We start from the raw sequence: 21,993 nt of genomic DNA, 5'->3' as shown, positions 1-21,993 counted from the left end.
ATGCTAATAATGAGTTGAGCATGCGTCAATTAAAAATCAAAATTCCAAGCATCAAACTCAGACCGAGAGCGAGATATTTCGAAAAGCTGCAGAGCTTTTTTTACCACATCGGGGTGTAAATGAGCAATGTTGTTCTTTTCGGAAACATCGGCACCTAAGTGATATAACTCTATTCTTGGTGGCGTTGTTTTGTCTTTAAAATAAAAACGAATTGCTTTCCAGTTAGGATCGTTGTCTACGGTAAACCTAACTGCTTGCGTATGCTCTGCGTTTGGACGATGAAATTCCCAATACAAATGGTCGTGTTGTTTTTGCGGCCCAATACCAGTCAGTGTGGGTAAGAATGAGATCCCGTCAGTTTGCAGCTTCGCGCCAGAGCCGCTTAGCTCCGCAAAAGTAGGAAGCACATCCCAAAAGGCGGAAATATGGCTTGTTTGGGTCCCCGCCTTAATCTTGCCCGGCCATTTTGCTATTGTAGGCATTCGAATGCCGCCCTCATACAGGTCCCGTTTGTAACCCCTAAATTGCGCATTGCTATCAAAGAAATCCAAGTCGGCACCACCTTCAAAGCTTGGTCCATTATCACTTGTAAATATAATCAGCGTATCATTCTCCAATCCAAGGGTAGCCAGCAATGTCGTTATCTTGCCTATGGCAGAATCAATATTCGTAATCATGGCAGCTCGCGCAGCTCTTGGACGGCGTTGAGGAAGATAACGTGAATCAACACCGTAAGGTGTTTCCTCGAACGTGTAGTTATCTATCTCCGCTTCGGGTGCTTGGAGCGCTGCATGGGGGCCGGCATACGCTAAATAGAGAAAAAATGGCGCTTGCTTTTGTTGTTCGATGTACTTTAATGCTTCATTCGTAATTCGATTTTGGGCGTAATCTTCCCTGATGTAGATTTGATAACTTTTAGGGTCGTGTGGGTCGACGTCATCAGGTAGCGATTGATGGGGATGCAACCACTCATTTTCTAATGGAAACTTTTCTTCATTCTTCCAGAGATGTGTGGGGTAGTGGTTATGCGCTTGCTTCTGATCTAAATATCCGAAAAAATAGTCAAAACCGTGTTTTGTTGGCACTCCGTATGAATTGGGTCCGCCTAGCCCCCATTTTCCAATCAATGCAGTGTTGTACCCAGCATCTTTCATTACTGTCCCGAGCGTTGTAGTTCCTGGAAGCAATGGCATTTGACCATATTCTTTTTCGTCTGTGAAATCTCCAAGTTCGTAATTGCCTCTGATTTGGTTGTGTCCTGAATGCATTCCTGTAACAAGTGCTGCTCGAGAAGGCGCGCAAACAGTGTTTCCCGCATAATGTTGCGTAAAGGTTATACCGTTTTTAGCCAGGTTCATCAGGTTTGGCGTACGTATCTTCTCCTGTCCGTAAGGTTCTATGTCGCCAATGCCCATATCATCCACAATTATGTAAATGACGTTTGGCTTTTTTTCTGGAGTTTCTTGACGCTCTTCTGATTGTACAAAATTACTAAATCCTATAAAAAATATAGGCCCTAAGAGCATCGCGAAAGTCTTGATAGTTCTTTGGCTAACCGTTTTGTTTTTCATAATGATTCCACAGTTTTACTAATCGGTCGGATAACAGTTTAGGTCAGATACTTGTTATTTATTGCTAAGGTGCTTTTCTGTTAACTGAGCAGAAAAGACTTCGTCAAACTGGGGATTTGCAGTTTTAGGTATCGGGGCGTTTATTGATTCTCGCCATTGTTGAAGTTCTGCAGAAAGCGCTTGTACTACTTTAGGGAGGTATTGAGCTAAATTAACATGTTCGCCCTCATCATTTTCTAAGTCGTAAAGCTCATAACTGTCATCTTCAAAGTAATGATGTAGTTTCCACTTGTCTTTTCTCATCGTAGAGCCTGGCCGTGTTCTAAACAAAGGATCACGTGATTGATCAGCGCTGGGATTGTAGCTTTGCAAATAAATGGGAAAATGCCAAAAGAGACTGCGTTTCTCAATAGATGAATCACTCAAAAGAATGGGCGACAAATCAATACCATCAAGTGGATAAGTGAAATTCGTCTTCCCTAGAATAGAAGCTAAAGTGGGGAAAAAGTCCGCGTTTATGACGGGAATATTCACTTCTTTGGCAGGAATTCTGTTGTGCCAATGAATTAAAAGGGGAACTCGCGTTCCTCCCTCGTAGTAACTGCCTTTACCACCTCGTAGAGGGTCTTGATAAGAGATGGATCTTATACCGCCATTATCCGAAGTAAAAATAATAAGAGTATTGTTACTTATGTTTAGTTCTTTTAGTGACGTAATTAAGCGACCAATATTTAAGTCCATTAACTCAACCATAGCCGCATAGGTAGCGTGCCTTTCGTTTCTTACTCTAGGGTGGAATAAGTATTTCTGCTTGAAGGTATCAATAGTTTCTAGTGGAGTATGAACGGTATAGTAAGGCACATACGCAAAAAAAGGCTGTTCTCGAACTTCGGAAATCCAATCTATTGCTTCGGATGTTATCCTATTTGGTAGGTATTCGCCTTCTGGCCCATCTTCTAAAAATGGCATGTTGTAAGGGCTAAAGTACGACTTTGGATGGCCCATTAGGTTGCCTGCTACATTGCGGTCGAACCCTTGGCTTCTGGCGTCATGACCTAAATGCCATTTTCCAAACGTGCCAGTGGTATAGCCTTGTGACTTAAACATTTCAGCTAAAGTAACAACCGAATCGTCTAGAACATCCGTATTTTTTGTCGCGTTTAGTCGACGGGTTTTGGGGTGGCCACGATCAGACGGTGATACGGTATAGATTCCGTGTCTTGGTGTGTACTGGCCGCTCATTAATACCGCTCTGCTGGGTGCGCAGTTTGAGGCTCCGGCATAGGCATCGGTAAAGACCATACTTTTTGAGGCAAGCGCGTCAATGTTGGGTGTTTGAAAAACATCATTTCGATCATTATAGCCAACGTCCGCCCACCCTAAATCATCCACGACGATCAAAAGTACGTTAGGAGGATTATCATTGCAGATTGCAGTAAACGGTATAAAAAGTAGGGTAAAACACAGTTTACTTAGGCTTTTTATTTTGCTTAATAGTGAGTTAAATGCTTCACCAATCATAAATTAGAACCTTAGAGCTAAAGAAACGGCTACTTCAAACTTGAACAGGTAATGTAGTTTGAAGTAGCGTTTTAATGGGTTTACTCAAGTGTGAATTGGTCGATGTTGGGGCCGCTTTCACCGACGGTTCGAAATTCTATATGGTTGGCACCTTTTACCAGCGTGAAGCTTACGGCTTGTTCGTCCCACTTACTGTCCCAACTCCCGGTAGGCTCAAATTCAACCATAGCCGCCTTCTTATCATTTACATAGATAGCAAGAGGCCGTTTTGAGCTCATGTCGTTGTGCGTGTAACGGAAAACAGCTGTGTATGTGCCCTCAGCACCGTCGTTTTCGTGGTACCAATACATTGTGCCTTCTTCGTCATTAAATGTTCCATAAGCCCCTCCGTGAACCCCATGAGCGCCGCGCACTGCTGCGGCCCCTTGGCCATATTCTGCGTCTTCGCCCTGTAATGATAAGCCGCGACCTACCCACATATTGGCTGAGTTTTCATCGCCCCAGAAAAGGCCCACACCCTGTCCGAATTTTTGTTTCATTTGCAAGACTAGTCGGCCATTAATAATTACATTCGCGTATACTGTGTCACCATCGTTTACTGCGAAAGGGGTAAGATAAGGCTTCATTTCTTCATTATTGGGGTTGTTCACGCTATAGAGAACTTGAATTCGTTGGGACGCGATACTCGAAGTGTCAGTGATAGCAATATTTTGGACATCAATAGCCACTTTATTCGAAAGTCTCAACGCTTCGTCACCCACGATAGCAGCTATAGTTACGAATTCACGAGCATCTGGATAAACAACTTCAACAAACGCGCGGTTTTTTCCCATAAATAAATGTCTGTAATTAGATTTAACACGATTGGTGTGTTCATAAGGAGAGCCGTTTTCAAGTGCTTTTACTTTTAATCCTTCACTAAAGTGATAATAGGTCTTATGACTCCCATAGGGGTAAAAGTTGTTATCCTTATCTACGGTTTCAGTAGTGATTACTTTCGCAGTATTGAAACCATCCTCAGCGGTATAAGTGTCGATGCTGTGTTTAAGACCAACAGGTGAGCCTGCGGTTTTAATTTCTTTCTCTAAGATCTTTTCGCCGTTCTTATAACCCACTGCGCGTATTGATCCCGGCGTCCAGGGTACGAACCATTCTGCTTGCATTTCATCGGCTTGTTTACCCGGTTTATCACGGCCAAGAGATTTACCATTTAGAAATAGCTCGACTTCATCAAGATTAGAATATACCCATACTGGCACTAACGTACCTTCCTCCATTGTTGGATGTGTCCAGCTAGGGAGAATATGAAGTGAAGGCTCATCTAGCCATTGGCTTCGATAAAAGTGGAAAAGGTCTTTTTTGAAGCCGGCCAAATCTAATGCGCCACCCATAAAAGCAATATAAGGCCAACCTCCGTGTGCTAACCCAGCTTCTCCATGGTAGTCGAAACCGGTCCAACGAAAGTGCCCCGCGTGGTGAGGCAAGTCACGTGCAAGCTCCCAGTTTTTACGCGCATTAATCCGAACTGTTGCATTATCGTAAGACGAGTTAAGATGCTGTTTTTGATTTGACCATTCTTTGGGATCTTTCCAGTCGTAAAAAAATATTTCCTTTTCTGTGATATTAGGTAATTCGAACGTGTCTCCCTTAGGACCGTCTCTCCACCACGTTTGGGTACGATAGTAACCACGAGTTTGCCAAGTGTGAGGGGCTTCCGTTGATACGAAAGGGCGGTCAAACCGTCGTTCGAAGAAACTCTTGCTTTCTGACCCTCCGTTAATACCTATTACATCTAGTCCTTCTTTGTTGGTAGAGCCAGAGGTAACAAGTCGGGTTGGGTCATGTTTTTTCACAGTAGCAGCAAGCTCAGTAACAATTTCACCGTGAGTCTCATTACCTACACTGTAAATAATGATTGAAGGGTGATTTCTATTGCGTGTAACCCACTCGGTTAAGTCTCTCTCCCACCACTCATTGAAATGATATCGGCCGTAGTCGTGACGTGCTTTTTGTTTCCACCCGTCAAATACTTCATCCATCACCATTATGCCTAGCTCATCACAAAGCTCATAAAACATGGTGGGATAGGGGTTATGCCCGGTTCGAATAGCGTTAACGCCCATCTCTTTTAGGAGGTTTAGTTTCCATCGTAGAAGCGGTTTTGTCCAAGCGCCTCCGACAGGGCCCCCCTCATAATGTTCGGCCACACCCTGAATCTTCACATTTTCGCCGTTTATCCAAAAGCCTGTATCTGTTTTCCATTCGATATCACGAACGCCAAATTTCACGTTCTTTCGATCAATTTCAATGTTGTTTTTAACCAGTTTAACGTCTAAGTCGTATAAGTATGCGTTATGAGGCATCCACATTTGTGCGTTTTGTAAATCAAAAGCAAACGAATAAGAAGCGTCTTCTCCCGTTATTTCTAGAGGCGTCTTACGAGACAAAAGTTGTTTACCTTCTTGATCGTAAACTTGATATCGAATCGTGTAATTGTCATTGTCGCCTGGGCGCGTACTCAACTGGAAGCTGGCTTCAACCTTTGTTTGTTCCCCCACTTGTGGGGTGCGGATAAATAGAGAGTTGTGCTTTATGTGCGTCGAATTCAATACGGCAAGCTTTACTGGGGCGAAAATACCCCCTGGGTGATACCAACGTGTGGAAGGCTGCAGTTCATTATCAACGCGAACGCTTATGACATTGTTTTCTTCTTTCAGATATTTACTTAATTCATACTGAAAGCTTATGTAGCCGTATGGACGTTTACCCAAAAAGTGGCCGTTTACCCACACTTCACTATTCATATAAACGCCTTCAAATTGAAGCCAAACCTGTTTGCCGTTCCATGCATTATCAAAAGCAAAATGCTTCCTGTACCACGCCGTGCCTCCACCATGATATCCGCCAGACTGTCCTTGAGTACCTGCTTCACTAACACCTTCTTCATAGATGTAGTCATGAGGCACATCTACCGTCGTCCACCCGCTGTCATTGAACGTAGGTTTTTTATAAATATCGTTGTCACCTAATGTGAATTTCCATCCACCGTTGAAATTTATATACTGTCTGGTGTCACTTTCGGCACGAGCGCCGGCAGCGGTCATCAGTACGCTTAGCGTAAGTAGAGCAAGCAGAAGATAATCATGAATAAAGGGTTTTCGTGTCATGAGCAACATGTTGAGTAGTCCTTGTTAGAAATCAAATATGTTTTTACGCGCCATTTATGGGGCTATCTGGGGGCAACATCGTTGTACGATGCCTTATCTGAGTCGGTCATTCGTATTTCATCTAAATACAGGTAGTGGTCATTTTGCATACCACTAAGATCGCCGTTGAAATACATACCCCATGATGGATAAATTCCTTTGTCGTCGTTATATCCAAATTGGATGTTGTGTTTATCTAAAACCTTTTCTTCATCAACCCACAGCTCTAAAAGGCCAGTTTTATTTTCTGAATAATCCACTTTTACATGTAAGACGAAATCTACCCACCTATCCAAATAATCAGTTTTCGCTCCTGGTATTTCGAAATACTCTGTGCCATCACCATTTCGCGTTGGACTCAGTTCATGGGGATCCCATTTCCAGGCCCCTCGAAGTCCATCTGGCGTTAACGTTAAACTAAATGGTGGGTTCCGAGAATGTTCCTTCAGACGCTTATCTGCGCTTCCGTGTATCTGAAAAAATAGCCACGGATTAGGTTCATCGCGCGTTCCTTCGTTAGGAAAAAAAACACTAAAGCCATACCATGCCTCTGCGCCAGCTACTTTCTGTGTTTTAAAGCCGTGAAACATTGCCTTGCGGTCGACGTTGTCAATCTTTGTATTATCGCCGTTAAAAGCCGCTGGATTATTATGATCCCAAAACAGTTTAGCGGCATGTTTCCCGCTTCTGACTGTGTCTTCCTCTATAGAAAAGGCACGTTCGTTTTGGAGCTGATTAAACATAAAATTTGGGGGTATTGCCCGTTTTAACCCAGGAGTGAAGCCTCGCGGAGATGCTGCATTCCAACCTCGGTTTTCAAAAGATTCATAGGTAATATCTATATTAGTTTCACTGGCATTAGGGGCCTGAAATTTGCCATCGTGCCATAGATAAAGGCGTTGAGATGCACCCTTTCTCAAATTCAAAATGATACCGTGATGGTTGCCCTCTTCGTCTTTAATCGGGTCCATTTGCATACGCGCGTTTTCAAGCGAGATATATACCTGTTGAACAGACCAGTTAGCCCCGTCTTTGCTGGTAGCTAAAGCGAAATTCATGGTGTTATTTTCATCTCGATAAGTGACCACTGCCTCAAGTTTATTCTGCTGCTGCCCCAGTTGGAGCAAATCTATGACAGACGTTATCTGAGCACCTTCTTGGTTTTTAAGTTTACGATTTGCGGTGTCAGGCATAGGCAGGCTGTGTACCCATTGACCATTTCTAAAGGCGGTCATTCGCCACTTTCGATAGTCGTTTGTACGAGCTTCATAGGCAACAGCAGGCGCGCCATCGTTAAGTGATACAGGGGAGGTGCCAAAAGGTGTTTCCTCTTTATCTGTTGAATCGAATGCCAGCATCTTCTCGTTCGCCACGTCAATTGTCACCGGAAGCTCAATGTTCTCGCCTTGCGCGTTATAGAAAAGCCCGTTAGTTGTATCTAAACGCATGTAATAGGCGTTGATACGGGCATAGGTTTCTTTATCGTGAATTTCTAAAAAGTTACATTTATGCCAAAGAAAGCTAATGGCTATCTCGGTATCTGAGATTTTAAGGGGGTTGATGTAAAATGTATCAACGTTAATGGGGTCGTCTGATTGCGGCGTTGGCCAAGTAATGATGACTGGCTCTTCAAATCGCTTTGAGCCTGCTGGCATTTTGTAATACACCCACGGGGACTTATGGGTTCCAGCCCGCGTAAACAGGTAGATATCTCCATTCCCCATTTTGTAGCTTTTCGTGTATGACGCAAAAGGCGTTATATCATCTACGTATTCGAACTCGCTAATGTCATAGGGTTTTTTAGATACAACATGCAGCATTCTACCGCCAGCATGAGGTGTGTCTATAGAAAGCGGATTAAGTCCATCCTCTCGCTCTCCGCCATGCCCGCCATAAACTATGTGAAGAAACCCTTGCGTATCCATTTCAATGATAGGTCTTCCATGACTGTCTATTTTTCTCTCGCCTTTCGAAAGTGTGCTGTCAGCGGCTTTGATAGGTCCTTGCCATTGATGCGCTTCAAGGTTATAGGCGGCAACATAGGGGTCGGTGAGATGGCCTTGATAGGTAATAAATACGGTATCACCATCAACGTAGTGCCAACCCCGGTGAGGATTACCTTGCAAGTTGTCAGTGAAATAGCCCGTGGGCAGTTCCGTGTCATTTTGGGGCACGGTAGGCTTAGAGCCCAGCCCTTCTTCTGGTATTGAGTAAATATCTTCGAAAGCTTTACCTTCTCTATAAGCGTCATAGATAGGTTGGTAGTCAGGGTATTGGCCATACATATACTGGTCTACGCGCCAGCGCCAGTAATCAACGCTTTCAGGATTTGTTCGGTCAACCTGAGCTGCTAGCGCTTCGAACACGCTATCTGTTCGAGAATATTTTTCTATCAACACTTCGCGTTGGGAGTAAAAATCGCTTCCCTCGGCTATGCCCATCTCTTCACTATTAGGTTTGCAAGCTGAACCTAGAGCACCCATTGCGAGCACTATGAAAAGGGCACGGCTGATTTGTGTCTGAAGCTTCTTTCTAAATAAAGACTCTGCCGTGTTGTTCATCGTGTCATCATTCTCATTACTTATAGAGCTGCCAATAGATTAAGAATCGACCCTTCTTTCAAAGTTAATCGAGGTCGTGTATATTCGGTCATATGTAATCACAATGTTACAAAAATAATCAATATGAATCAAAACTTAATTAATAAGTTGTTAGTGTCTGCTAGGTATTTTTTCCCGAACGTTCTCTTAATCAGCGTTTTATATTCTGTAAGTGCAATTGGCGACACACTGTCGACTCATGCGTTTATGCAACCTGAGAATGAGTATCTGCCCAAAACGTGGATGCACGCCATGAACGGTAATTTGACAAAAGAGGGCTTTTCTGAGGATTTCAAAGCACTCGCAGAAGCCGGCATCGGTGGTGCTATATTTTTTCACGTACATCGACGTAACTGGCCTTATTCTTCTCGTGGGCCGGTTAGATTCGGTACTGAAGAGTTTTATGATCACCTTGTCCACGCCGCGGCACAGGCAGATAAGCACAATATTGAGTTCGGCATTCATAACGCTGACGGATGGACATCGAGTGGTGGACCATGGGTTACGCCAGAGCAATCAATGAAGAGGATAACGTGGTCTGAGCAATCTGTTTCTGGCGGAAATACACTTATACCTTCAAAACCGGGTTTCGCGGAAGGGCTTTATAAGGATATTGCAGTAATTGCTATCCCTCAAGATGAGTATTCTACTCACAATTTATTTTCGATAGGGAGAATAAGTTCATCAGATTCGACATTAAATGCTGAAGTTTTGTCAGACAGCGACTGGGATACAGAATTTATTTTCGAGAAAAATGAAAACGATGAATATTGGGTGCAAGTCGAGCTTGATGATGTTGCTACGCTGAGAAGTTTGCAAATAGAAACACCTGATCGGCATGGGGATGCCGCACTACATATTTCAAATGACGGTATTAACTTTAAAACGGTAGTTGAAAACCTACGTCGGCCTAGAACTGGTGCGAGAATGTGGGCGTTTAGTCCGCAACTTGTTGATGAAAGCCAAGATGGATTTACAGCCAAATATTTCAGAATTTCGTTTACTAAACCTATAACAATAAAGCGTTTTGACTTGTGGTCAGTACCAAGGATAAATGATTGGCTATCCATGAATTCCATGGAACGTGGGAAGCTGAGTATGACGCCCACTATTGCAGAAGCTGCAATAGTCGCATCAAGAGATATTCTCGTTTTACATCGCGGAATTATGCCCCCAGAGGGAATAGCAATACCCGACGGAGACTGGCGAATTTTACGATTTGGTTATACCAGCACAGGTGCCTTTAATGTACCGGCGACAATTGAGGGCGAGGGATTAGAAGTCGACAAGTTCGATCCTAATGCCCTGGAGCATCACTTCGATAATTACGTAGGTAAGCTGGTCAAAAAGGTGAATGAACAAGGAATTAAGTCACTGAAAACCACAGAAATAGACAGTTATGAAGTCGGAGGCCAGAACTGGACAAGAGGAATAGAAAAAAGCTTTGAAGATAAATTTGGATATGACTTTATCCCATGGTTACCTTTACTTACAGGGCGGGTTATTGAATCGCCCGCGCATACGGGTGCTGTACTTCAAGAATTTCGGCAGCATCTTTCTGATTTAATGGTAGAAAACTATTTTGGCGAATTCACCAAGCTTTCAAATAAACATGGCCTCGAATCTTATATAGAGCCTTACGGCTGGGGACCTTTCGACGAGTTAGCTGCAGGTGGAAAGGCAGATCGGTTAATGGGAGAGTTTTGGGTAAGAGATCAAGAGTACAACGGCAGAGTGATGGCGGCTATTTCGTCAGCACACGTCTATGGAAAGAAAGTAGTTTCAGCAGAATCCTTTACCTCTATAAGAACGGTCAATTGGTACGGCCATCCCTATTTTTATAAACACTACGGCGATGAAATGTGGGCTAGGGGCATTAATGAAACTATGTTTCACCGTTTTGCTCATCAACCCAATAATCATGTAAAACCAGGCATGACAATGGACTCCATTGGCTCCCATATAGATAGAACACAAACGTGGTGGAGTAATGGTGGTGCTGAATGGTTCAAATATTTAGCTAGGGGGTCTTACTTGCTGCAGCAAGGTGTCCCAGATGCTGATTTTCTTGTGCATTTGGGAGATATCGCTCCTTTACGCGTGGCTAACGCAAACAATACATCAGTACCAGATGGATTTGGGTACGATTATGTCAATACAGACGTTCTAATTAACCGAATACGAGTAGAAAATGGCCACTTAGTGTTACCGGAGGGCACGCGATATCGGGCATTACATCTTTATAAAACTCAGTACTTACACCTAAAGACGCTGCGTAAAATACAAGAGTTGGTGTCAGATGGCGCCACTGTTATTGGCGATAGGCCCGAAAAAGTCATTGGTTTCAGTGAGTGGCCGGAAAAACACGAGTTTGACGCAATTGTTAATGAACTATGGGGCAAGCCTTCTTCAAATGATCGTAAGGTATTGCACTACGGGCAAGGCATAATAAGTACTTACGATCTCGAAGGAACAATAAAAGTATTGGGTTATGAGCCCGATCTGTTTATTGATGGCAAGCCTGCGCATGCATTTGCACATCGCCGAATAGATAACAACGATCTCTATTATTTTTATAATGACGAACCATCATTTAAGTCTGTTGAAATAGATATTAGAGAAGGTGATGGCGTACCAGAAATTTGGCATGCTGATGATGGAACTATAGAGAAAATAACAGATTTTGTTCGCAATGAAACGCGTCTTGTGACAACAATCCCACTGGAACCTTTTGGATCGCGTTTCGTTTTGATAAGAAGAGATGACGAACAACCACCTTACGACGGTTCAAGGAATCAACTGCTAGTCGATACTTATGCAAATAAGCATAACATATTGAGCAAGTTTGACTCCCCTTGGAAAGTTCATTTTGATCAGAAATGGGCTGGTCCAGGTGATGTCCGTTTTGAAAATCTCATTGATTGGACGACGAGTGATGTATCGGGTATTAAACATTATTCCGGTAAGGCGGTGTACAAAAACACACTTGTTATCGATAAAGCGCTTATAAATCAATCGCAGCCGCTCTACCTTAGCCTTGGAGACGTTCAGCAAATTGCTGAGGTTTCTTTAAACGGTAAGTCTATCGCCACGCTGTGGAAGCCCCCCTTCGTTCTAAATATTCAAGATTATGTAAAAGCGGGACACAATGAACTTGAAGTGAGCATCACAAACACGTGGGTTAATCGTTTAATAGGTGATGAAGCGCTTCCAGACACCAGCGGCTATTCAATGACGGGAGATACGGTTCCGTGGATTACTGAAAATACTCCCCCTCCGCCTAGTGAACGCGTTACTTTTACAGGGTATAACTTTTTTGAAAAGCAGCCTAAGAATCTTCAGCCCTCAGGGCTTATAGGCCCTGTGACCCTCTACACCATTCAAAAAGGAAGTAGATCAGAGCATGATTAGATTTATTTTTAAGTCTGCTAATCTGCTCTTGGTAACTCTAGCTTTGGGAACACCTCTGCTAGCTTGGGCACACAAAACCCAGACTGAAACAAAGTCGATTCACATACCCGATGCGCCGATGCCTGAAGAGTTCTACGATGCTGATGCCAAGGAGTTAGTTCAGAATTTTATGAGCCCTCCTGATGCAGTGAAGCCATGGGTATATTGGTATTGGGTAAATGATCACATAACCAAAAGTGGTATTGAAAACGACTTAGCCGCGATGCAAAAAGCGGGAATTGGTACTGCGTTAATCGGCATTATCCATCTAAATCCAAGCAATGGAAAATATGGAAAAACCAGAGCATTGAGCGATGTGTGGTGGGAGCATCTTTATTTCGCTATCGAAAAAGCCGCTGAGTACAATATTGATGTTGGGATCTTTAATTCACCGGGCTGGAGTCAGTCTGGAGGGCCTTGGATAGCCCCCGAAAAATCGATGCGTTATCTAGACAGCAATGAATATCAGTTTAGTGACATAAATAACAAACCGCTTGAGTTAACTACTCCTGAAGGGTTTCACCAGACAGTAAGTTTAATAGCATTTAAGACGCCAGAAGCTGAACTCATGTCGCACAAGAGAAAAGGCTTTCTAGCAACAGCGGCGACTTTATCTTCAGAAGAGAGAAGTATACCTACTGATGTATCAGTGCTTGTTGATGATGATTTGAGTTCATCCTGGTCATTTCCCCAACATGCGCTAGACAAGCACAGCAGACTGCAAATAGATATAAGTCATGAAAAACGTCAGGTTGTAAGGTCGCTTTTAATTTATCCAGAACACGCCTTTTCAGCTGAAGTTGACTTACAGTACATGAATAGAAACGGCGAATTCGAGACACTCACGACGTTCTCGATGCAGCGACCACCTTCCAGGCCGGAGCTTGGACCTGAACACGATGCGCCAATAGCTGTTTCTTTTGCAGAAGTAGAATCAACAGAGTTTCGGATTTTAATTAGTAACATAAAGAGCGGAAGAGCCCCTGCTGAGCTGTCTCCGGGTTTGAAAGAGATAAAGTTAAGCGGTCAGTATACGTTAGAACGCTTTGTTGAAAAAAAGCTAGCCAAGGTTCATCCAACGCCTCAGCCCAAACATGATAGCTATGTATGGGAAAAGCCGGAGCCTAATAAGAATGCAGAATTAGCCATTGAAGCCGATGATGTTATTGATGTAACAAAGTTCTTTGACGGTAAAAAGCTTAACTGGGAGGCGCCCGAGGGTAATTGGACAATTGTTCACTACTTTATGCGTCCCACGGGGGCGACTAATGGACCTTCGAGTAGTTCAGCAAGAGGTCCTGAAGTAGACAAGCTCAATAAGCAACTTGCGCAGTACCATTTCGACGCTTACGTTGGAAAAATACTAAGCGCTTTGCCACCCGAAAAGCGAACTGCGCTCAAGTATGTCGTGGTTGATAGTTATGAAAAAGGGGCGCAAAACTGGACAGATGACTTCAAGCAGCAGTTTAAGCATCAATACGGCTACGATCCAACCCCGTTTTTACCTGTTTACAGTGGAAGAATTGTTAACAGCGCAGATCAGAGCGAGAGGTTTTTATGGGATGTCAGACGCTTAGTTGCTGATAAGGTGGCGTATGCTTATGCTGCTGGCTTGAGAGAACGGGCGCACGAGCATGGCTTGAAATTATGGCTGGAGAATTATGGACATTGGGGCTTTCCCGGCGAATTTCTGCAATACGGTGGGCAAGCCGATATTGTAAGTGGCGAATTTTGGGCTTCTGGCAATCTGGGCGCTATAGAACTTAAAGCCGCTTCGTCAGCCGCTCACATTTACGGGCATAGAACGGTCATGTCTGAGTCCTTTACCTCTGGAAGAAGTGAATCGTTTAAAAACCACCCATGGAGTTTTAAAAAACGAGGCGATTGGTCGTTTGTCGAAGGTGTAAACCACACGCTTTTGCATGTCTACATTCAGCAAGCATACGAGGATAAAAAACCGGGCGTGAACGCATGGTTTGGTTCAGAATTTAATCGAAACAATACTTGGTTCAGCTACATGGGAAGCTGGCTAGACTATGTTAAACGTTCAAATTATATGTTGCAGCAAGGACAGTATGTTGCAGATATCCTGTATTTTATTGGTGAAGATGCACCGAAAATGACTGGCGCCATTGAGCCAGGAGTCCCATCTGGTTATAGCTATGATTTCATCAACGCTGAAATTATTCTAAACAAGCTCAGCGTTAAAAATGGCCAGTTCGAGTTACCTAACGGTAGTGTTTATAAGCTGCTTGTACTTCCTGACGTGAGCACTATACGTCCTGAGTTGTTGAAGAAAATTTCAGAGCTCGTTGAAGCTGGAGGCAGCATATACGGACCTAAACCAAGCAGTTCACCAAGCCTAGAGAATTTTACACATGCAGATACTGAAGTGCAGCACTATTCAAATCTATTGTGGCAGGATATAAACGGCGTCGATATTACGCACAGACACTATGGTTTGGGGAATGTCTTTTACCAAAATTCTCAGCAGACGGAATTAAAGCATATCTTAGCAAAGGTAGGTTCTCCGCCAGATGTGGGAAATTTACCTGAGACCGTGATTTGGAGTCATCGACGTAGTAAAACCCATGATATTTACTTTGTGGCGAATCAATCGGACGAGCCGCAAGAGATTTCTCCAAGTTTCCGCTTGCATAACCCAAATGTGACCCCTCAACTATGGGATCCAATAACGGGTGAAATTGTGAAGATTTCACGGTACACATCCGAGGAACATAAAATAACAGTACCCTTGTTCCTTCACGGGCTAGGTTCGGCGTTTGTCGTTTTTGAAAAAGAGGAAAGTGCAAAGCGCCAGAGCAATCTCAAAAATAAAAAGGTAAGAAGCATCAAATCAAAAACCACTTCTGATATTGCTGACAGTGTTCCAGCATCTGTATGGGTAGACAGCACTATCGACGCCGATGGCGCGCTTATTTTCACATCACCCCAAAATGGCGAATACGAAGTAACCTTTTCAGATGGCTCAGTCAAAGACGTGTCAATAAGCTCTATACCCTCTGCTTTAGAGGTTACAGGCCCATGGAATGTGTATTTTGAGGATAAGCGAGATGTAGATACATCGCTAATGTTGGAGCGTTTAACCTCACTGACAGAACTCTCGCCAACTGCGCTACAGCATTATTCTGGTGAAGTTATCTATCAAACTACGATCACCATGAATAGCGAGCAATTGAATGAGGATTTGCGTTGGTTTATTGATTTGGGCGAGGTAGGGGTAATAGCGCGGTTATTCGTTAACGGACAGAGTTTTGCAGAACTATGGAGTAGGCCACTCACCGCCGATATAACTAAGGCGCTGCGTGTAGGCGACAACGAAATAAAAGTCGAAGTTGCAACAACCTGGTTAAACAGACTCGTGGGTGATTTAACGTTTCCCGAGGCGTTTCCTGACTCAATTGAGCCTAAAGCATTCAATACGCAAATCACCTTTGAGACCAGAATAACCGAGACAACTGAGCTTCAGCGCTCGGGGTTAATTGGTCCAGTGCTGCTAAAACCGATAAAGAAGACAAAACTGTAGAATGAAAATAACTAGTTATATATGCATCATAAGTGTCTTACTTATTCTTCAAGGGTGTCTTTCTACGCGTGAGGATAGATCAGCCCCTAGCCAAACTGTGTTTCTAGAAAAAGAAGTGAAAATCACCGATAGTGCGTTATTTTTTGACGGCAAAAAAATGGGCAATGTACACGAGTCACTCAACTCTGTGTTCAACAAAGAAGGGGGCTATAACTACCAGTATGGTTCGGCCATATCTCCTCATGGCGATGCGATTAAAACTTACAAGCACTACGTCTTTATGACGTGGTACAAAGGCGGAAAGTACAACCGGCACATGATGTTATCGCGCCTAAACCTTAAAAATGGTCAACTCAAGCATATAGAATTTCCTCACAGGCACACAGGTCTGGTCGGTCGATGGTGGATTGGTGAAACACACAACACCATTGCTGTTGGAATAAGTCCTAGAGATGAGTCCATTCATTTAGTGTTCGATGTGCATGCTTATAGCAAGCACTCAGATACAGGCGGTAACGGTAGTTTTGAGAAAGATTATTTTCGATACTCATACAGTGTGCCAGGTGCAGCATCTGTGAATGACGATGCGTTCAGTCTTGACCTATTTGTAAAGGACGCGAGTGTTCATAGTGAAGGTGATAGCGACTATAACCATATATCTATGACGGGAGAAGAAAACCACGCTGCATTCTCCAAACTCACTTACCCCAAGTTTTTTCAAAATGGTCAAGGTGACTTGTTTTTCTATATTAGGCAGGGGACTTCGCATGACGGGAAAGGTATTTTCAATCGATACATAGGTAATGGTATTTGGTCACCGTTTAAGAGCATAAACAAGCTTAACGTCAAAGAGGATGGATTACCCTACACGTGGAGCAACTACGGAAACATGAAGTTTGCTAATAATACGTTAGGGTTTGCCTTTCAACGACGACTAAATAACGAGGAAGACAAGTTTCGCTATCAAAATGGCGTGTACTTTATGTATTCAGACAATCCATTGGGTTTATCTGACTGGAAAAATTACAAAGGCGAAACCATTCAACTTCCATTAATTGATGCATCTCCCGCTTTAGTTATTGAAACCGGAGATTGGGTTAAAACACAGAAAAAAGACAGCGTACACATTGTGGGTGGTTTCGATTGGACCATCACAGATAATGGAGACGTTCATATCATTAGCCGCGTTCAAGACAAAGAAAATAAAACTGTAGTTAATCTGCATCATTATAAGCCAGTTGGATCCAAAGAGTTTATTACGTCTGAAGATTTTGTTGGCGCCAACAATATTTACACGTCAGCAGACAATGTTTACATCATTGGCTTGGAAAACGGACAGCCTTACGTCGAACAGGCTAAGGGTGGGACGAATGCATTTACTAGAGTGTATAGCGGTATTAAACATTCTGCTAACTTTTCAAAAGGCGTCGTTCACATATCAGAAGGTAAGCTGTATTTCTATTTGCTCGCCGAGGGAAGTGGTGATAGACGCACCACCTATTTGCAGGTGATAAACCTGCATTAATACTGAGCACATCTTTGCACACGACTTAATTGAAGTTAAATCGAATTTTCTGACTCGGGAGAAATATGAAAACTTTAAAGAACGCAGTCTTATTGATAATTGTTATGTACGCACATGGCAGTGCTGCACTCGCCGATAGTACAGATAAGGTTGAAAAATCTCAGCATAACTTCGTAATGATTGTTATCGATGACCTTCGTCCTGCGATTGGCGCTTATGGAGACGAAAAAGCGCATACTCCCAATATAGATGAACTGGCTAGCAAAGGAATAATGTTTAATCGTGCATATGCAAATGTACCTGTATGTGGTGCTTCAAGAGCAAGTTTGTTAACCAGCCTCAGGCCGACAAAAACACGCTTTCTCAATTTCAATGCAAAAGCCGAAGAAGACGTGCCAGGCGCGAAATCGCTACCTCAAGTTTTGCGAGAATCCGGTTATTACACTATGGCCATAGGTAAAATATTTCATCACAGTAGTGATCTCGCCGATGAGAGTTGGAGTGTACGTCCTGTATCTGGAGGTTTGCCCCATGCAACAACATTAAACCCTGAATCAGAGAAGTACAAAAAGCCAAATGAAACACGGCCAAACAATGCAAAAGGTCCGTGGTATGAATCTGCCAACGTTGCTGACGAGGATTACGGGGATGGTAAGGCAAAAGTAAAAGCGCTTGCGGCGCTTGATAAACTAGCAAAGCAAGACCAACCTTTTTTTCTTAGTGTTGGTTTCATTCGCCCACATCTCCCCTTCAATGCACCAAAGCGCTATTACGATTTGCACCCTAAAAATAAATTTGAACCGTTTTATCATCGTGAAAAGCCTCGTTTTTCGCCAAACGGGTTAAAAGGGTCAGGCGAAATACAGACATATCACTTTAAAGATTATGAGTACAACAGTAATGATTTTCATGTTGCTTCACAGCGTGGTTATTACGCCTCAGTGAGCTATGTTGATGCGCTAGTTGGCGACTTAATTAAACGAATAAGCACGCTTGGTCTTGAAGAGAATACAACAGTTATTCTTTTAAGCGACCACGGTTTTAACCTCGGTGAGCATAACTTTTGGGGCAAGCACAATATGTTGAATACGGCATTGAGGGTGCCTTTGATTATTGCAGGGCCAAGTATCGCTAAAAACCAAGAAACTGATGTATTGGTAGAGCTAATTGATATTTTCCCGACTATAACCGATATGGCTAACGTTAGTAACGAGATTGACATTTCTGGAGAGAGCTTTACCCATGTTTTGAGAAATCCTGAGTTGGAACACAAGAATCAAATTTATAGCCGATTTAAGGCTGGTGACTCTGTAGTGAGTAAAGACTACATCTATACGTTATATGAGACGGAAAACAACACAACTGAAGAAATGCTGTTTGATTTAGACAAAGACCCTGATGAAACTAATAACATCGTGAGCGATCCAAATTACTTGGATGTTAAAAGTAAGCTATACAAGTTACTAACAACGTGTATGAGAGAACTCGAGTGCCAAACTAAGTGAAAATAATACTATTGTGCGTTATTCGAAAAACGATTAAAGCTCGCACAAACCATGTATGGGGGAAAGGTTGGTATAGATGAAAATCTATACCAGCGAATTGTGTTTTATATAGAGCGCTAAGTGTAATACAGTAGGCCGAGCAACACCGGTTTGTATCTTGAGCAAGTGAATGTGGCTCTAGTTGCAGAAAAGCGTAACAAAATAACTAAAAAGGCTATGATGCTACGCCATAAATTTAGGGTTGATTACCACGTACCACGACAAAGTTGTCATAAAGAGCAGATACTTCACCAGTTTTTACTGCACCTGATAAGCTAGGCATAGAACCTAAAAAGCTGGTTCTAATAATTTTTTGAATTTTAGCCGCAGGTGGAACATTAGAACTTGTTCCGCCAAAAAATTTAAAGCCTGTTTTTTTCGCAACTTCGGTTCCGTCAATATACAGTCTAGCCTCGGCATCGCTCTTAGTACTCGAACTATTTACCTTTACATAAAGAGCTATGTCGTACCATTTATTTTTTTCAAACGTGAACTGTTCAGCTTTTATGATTTCGCCACATTCACCATCAGGCTTACCTTGTCTGTAAATGTAGAGCTGTGGATGTTTATCTCTAATGCCAACTCGCGCACTCCAGCCATTTGTCGTAATGTCGCGACAGCCAGTGACAGGCTCTTCTGGCCCCAAGCCAAAAAACTTACCGCCCATATTTGTATCGTAATTGTCTTCTAGCTTAATCCTGTATTTAAATGTCGCATCAATGGCATTGGCTGAAATAGGGATTTGACCTACCATCATAGGGTGAGATCCCACTTTTCCATTTGAATTCACTTTGTACTGTGGATATTTAATGCGTATGTTGTTTGCACCACTTCTAAACTGGACGTTAGGGTGTGACCAATCACCGGCCGAACCTGAGTTGAAGTTTTCACTGTACAGTACGCCCGACGCGCTTGCTGCGCTTGCCATCATTAATGTAAACAACGCGCCAATTGAGGTTATTATCCGATTTTTCTTTTTCACTTTATGTTTCCTTTTGTTTTCTCACTTATTGGTGAATATCACTCTTCAGACGAAACCAACTGTCTAATGAGTAAAGCCATTTTTTTTTGTTCTAGATGGTTTGTTTCAAAGAAAAGGTCGTCACTGAACAAGGCGATGGTTTTCTTTTGTGACTCACTTAAGGCACCGTGTCCGAATTTAAGCCATTCAAAAAAAGGCTCTAGCTGTTTTGTCATGGAAGGCGACGGAGCACTTCTTACAATGGAAAAAACTTCTTCCAAGGGCAAAGATGGAGAGTTCATGTAAGAAAAAATTGAATCAATTAGCGCTGTTCTGATTTTGACCGATTGGGTTTCGTAGTATGTAGAAATAGCAAGTTCCAACGCGTGGTTTGGCAGGGCACGGTTCAATTCGTGTGAAAGCATCAATTTTACGTCGTCAGATATGTTGCTATCCAAGATTTCACGTATGGTACGAAGCCTTGCAGATTCGCTCTTTAACTTAATGGCTAAATCTACGGCTGATTCTTGGTCTAACTCTCTCTCAGAGCTAGTAAGGAGATAAACAATCTCTTCTTGTTGTGCATCTTTTAGCTGCTGGACGCTTTGTAGTAGTTCTCTTCTTTTAAGATTGTTTGGGAGTGTAGTTAACAGCTTTAAGATAAAATCTATAGAGTATTCGTCTTCAAAACCGATGTGATTTGACGTTTTGCTGTTTATCTCATTCTTCAATGCTATTTCATGAGATTTATAGATAAAATGTTCAGATTGATTAACTTCATAAGCATGTTTCCCGCACTTCTGAAAAGTTTTATCGCTATTGAAAGGCGATTCGTCAAAGTAATCTTCAATAACTAGGCACGTTAGAGTAAGAAAAATAATGAGCGTACCTAAAAGCTTCACTCCTTTCATATGTTGGGCATCACTTCTAATAATTGCAGAGAGGCTAGACGCTGCTCCACGGGTAAAGATGTGTCGTTAAGTACGCTTTTTGCACTATCCGATATTGCCTGCAATTGCCTGTTTGTTAGCTTTTCTTTGCTTTCGCCAACCCAATTCTTAGCGATGACATATCCTAGTTGTTGGTGTTTAACGTCATCAGATTCCAGCGATCTCAGAACAAGTGAAAACGCGTATTCCCTAAACCCGTCGGGAAAAGCGCTTATTGATAATAATTGAAGCTTTCTAGTCTCATCCTTTTCTGCGAAAAGTCGCTTCTCAATCACATCAGAAACCAAAGCTATTATCTGTTTTTTGTCTTGCGTTTTTGAAAAGGATACGAGGGAAGATAGCAGTGTTTCAGAAGGGCTTTCAGACAATAGTCTGTTCAGTATCTTTGGTTTGGTTTGGTCCCCAACTGCTGAAAGAAGATCGATTGCGACCAATTTGTCTTCGTCTCTGTGAGAACGTGATAATAACTCGATCGCCTCTTCTTTTTCTTTGGAAGATAAGCTTTTTATTAGTGAAATAAGGTAATTTCGGGTGTCAGATACCGACTCGAGATTTGTGATGCGTAAAACTACATCAGGCAGCAAATGTAGATTTTCCGTTAATTCTACAAACTCGAAATCTTTAGGGATTTCCGCAAGTACCTCGCGTTGTTCTTCCTTTAAATCCATTGCTAGTGCAGTCACTAGTTGGCTATTAAGAGAAGATTCTTTCTGTTCATACGCATTATGAACAATCTCGGCAACGTTATTTTGGTTTTGTGCCTGCCAATCCGAAAAGCGTTTGGTAATGTGTTCTTCTGATTGAGACTTGCTTATTTTTACCTGCTCACAAATTGTAAGAGCGTCTGCAGATTTAACAATGACAGACTTGTGAACCCAATAAAAAATTGCGGCGGCAATCACTATCAGGTAGCAAATATTAATATTTAACCGTGATCGCAGCCCCATTCCTGACCTTATATGACTCAAATTAATCATTTTATGTAGTTTTGATCATTTATAGCCAAATGTAAACATTTTGTGTTTTTTATGTAGGGGAGATGTGTCAAAGCAATTTTATTATGGTTATGCTGTGCTTTTACAGGTTCTATCTTGCGTCAGGTGAGAAATTTATGTGTC

The 21,993-nt window shown here is 42.6% G+C and carries 11 protein-coding genes; 4 read left to right on the top strand and 7 right to left on the bottom strand.

Annotation, left to right across the window (positions count from 1 at the left end; all coding sequences use genetic code 11):
- Positions 1–29 precede the first annotated feature (29 nt).
- The 4 genes from GVO63_RS09355 to GVO63_RS09340 all read right to left on the bottom strand — a co-directional run bounded on the left by GVO63_RS09355 (position 30) and on the right by GVO63_RS09340 (position 8,859).
- Positions 30–1,571: an arylsulfatase gene (locus tag GVO63_RS09355; protein WP_159493066.1), complete on the bottom strand. Its 1,542-nt coding sequence runs from the start codon at positions 1,569–1,571 to the stop codon at positions 30–32.
- A 54-nt stretch (positions 1,572–1,625) separates the two neighbouring features.
- Positions 1,626–3,092 carry a sulfatase gene (locus GVO63_RS09350; protein ID WP_159493067.1) on the bottom strand — a complete coding sequence of 489 codons (1,467 nt, stop codon included), beginning with the start codon at positions 3,090–3,092 and terminating at the stop codon, positions 1,626–1,628.
- Between the two features lie 80 nt (positions 3,093–3,172).
- Positions 3,173–6,268, bottom strand: coding sequence for a glycoside hydrolase family 2 TIM barrel-domain containing protein (locus GVO63_RS09345; RefSeq protein ID WP_159579353.1), 3,096 nt, complete (start codon positions 6,266–6,268; stop codon positions 3,173–3,175).
- A 53-nt stretch (positions 6,269–6,321) separates the two neighbouring features.
- Positions 6,322–8,859, bottom strand: coding sequence for a heparin lyase I family protein (locus GVO63_RS09340; RefSeq protein WP_236552108.1), 2,538 nt, complete (start codon positions 8,857–8,859; stop codon positions 6,322–6,324).
- 123 nt (positions 8,860–8,982) lie between these two features.
- On the opposite strand from GVO63_RS09340, the gene GVO63_RS09335 reads away from it, so the two are divergent.
- From GVO63_RS09335 to GVO63_RS09320, 4 genes are all read left to right on the top strand, one after another.
- Positions 8,983–12,309, top strand: coding sequence for a glycosyl hydrolase (locus GVO63_RS09335; RefSeq protein WP_159579351.1), 3,327 nt, complete (start codon positions 8,983–8,985; stop codon positions 12,307–12,309).
- Entirely contained in the window at positions 12,302–15,895 is a 3,594-nt protein-coding gene (locus GVO63_RS09330) for a glycosyl hydrolase (protein WP_159579349.1), read from the top strand. The genes GVO63_RS09335 and GVO63_RS09330 overlap by 8 nt, the downstream gene beginning before the upstream one ends.
- 115 nt (positions 15,896–16,010) lie before the next feature.
- The gene (locus GVO63_RS09325; RefSeq protein WP_159579347.1) at positions 16,011–17,420 is read left to right on the top strand and encodes a BNR-4 repeat-containing protein; all 1,410 of its coding nucleotides are present in this window, start codon (positions 16,011–16,013) and stop codon (positions 17,418–17,420) included.
- 65 nt (positions 17,421–17,485) lie between these two features.
- Positions 17,486–18,925, top strand: a complete 1,440-nt coding sequence (locus tag GVO63_RS09320) for a sulfatase (RefSeq protein WP_159579345.1) — start codon at positions 17,486–17,488, stop codon at positions 18,923–18,925.
- A gap of 235 nt (positions 18,926–19,160) precedes the next feature.
- Here the strand turns inward: GVO63_RS09320 and GVO63_RS09315 are convergent, their stop codons facing one another.
- Genes GVO63_RS09315 through GVO63_RS09305 form a run of 3 tightly spaced genes read right to left on the bottom strand, consistent with a single transcriptional unit; the run spans position 19,161 to position 21,852 of the window.
- Positions 19,161–19,946: a polysaccharide lyase gene (locus GVO63_RS09315; RefSeq protein WP_159579343.1), complete on the bottom strand. Its 786-nt coding sequence runs from the start codon at positions 19,944–19,946 to the stop codon at positions 19,161–19,163.
- A gap of 38 nt (positions 19,947–19,984) precedes the next feature.
- Positions 19,985–20,836: a hypothetical protein gene (locus GVO63_RS09310; RefSeq protein ID WP_159579341.1), complete on the bottom strand. Its 852-nt coding sequence runs from the start codon at positions 20,834–20,836 to the stop codon at positions 19,985–19,987.
- The gene (locus tag GVO63_RS09305; protein ID WP_159579339.1) at positions 20,833–21,852 is read right to left on the bottom strand and encodes a hypothetical protein; all 1,020 of its coding nucleotides are present in this window, start codon (positions 21,850–21,852) and stop codon (positions 20,833–20,835) included. The genes GVO63_RS09310 and GVO63_RS09305 overlap by 4 nt, the downstream gene beginning before the upstream one ends.
- Positions 21,853–21,993 lie beyond the last annotated feature (141 nt).

This window comes from Alteromonas sp. KUL106, assembly GCF_009811415.1.
Lineage (GTDB): Bacteria > Pseudomonadota > Gammaproteobacteria > Enterobacterales > Alteromonadaceae > Alteromonas.
Note: the sequence above shows the minus strand (reverse complement) of the source record. Positions and strands in the feature narration are given on the sequence as shown.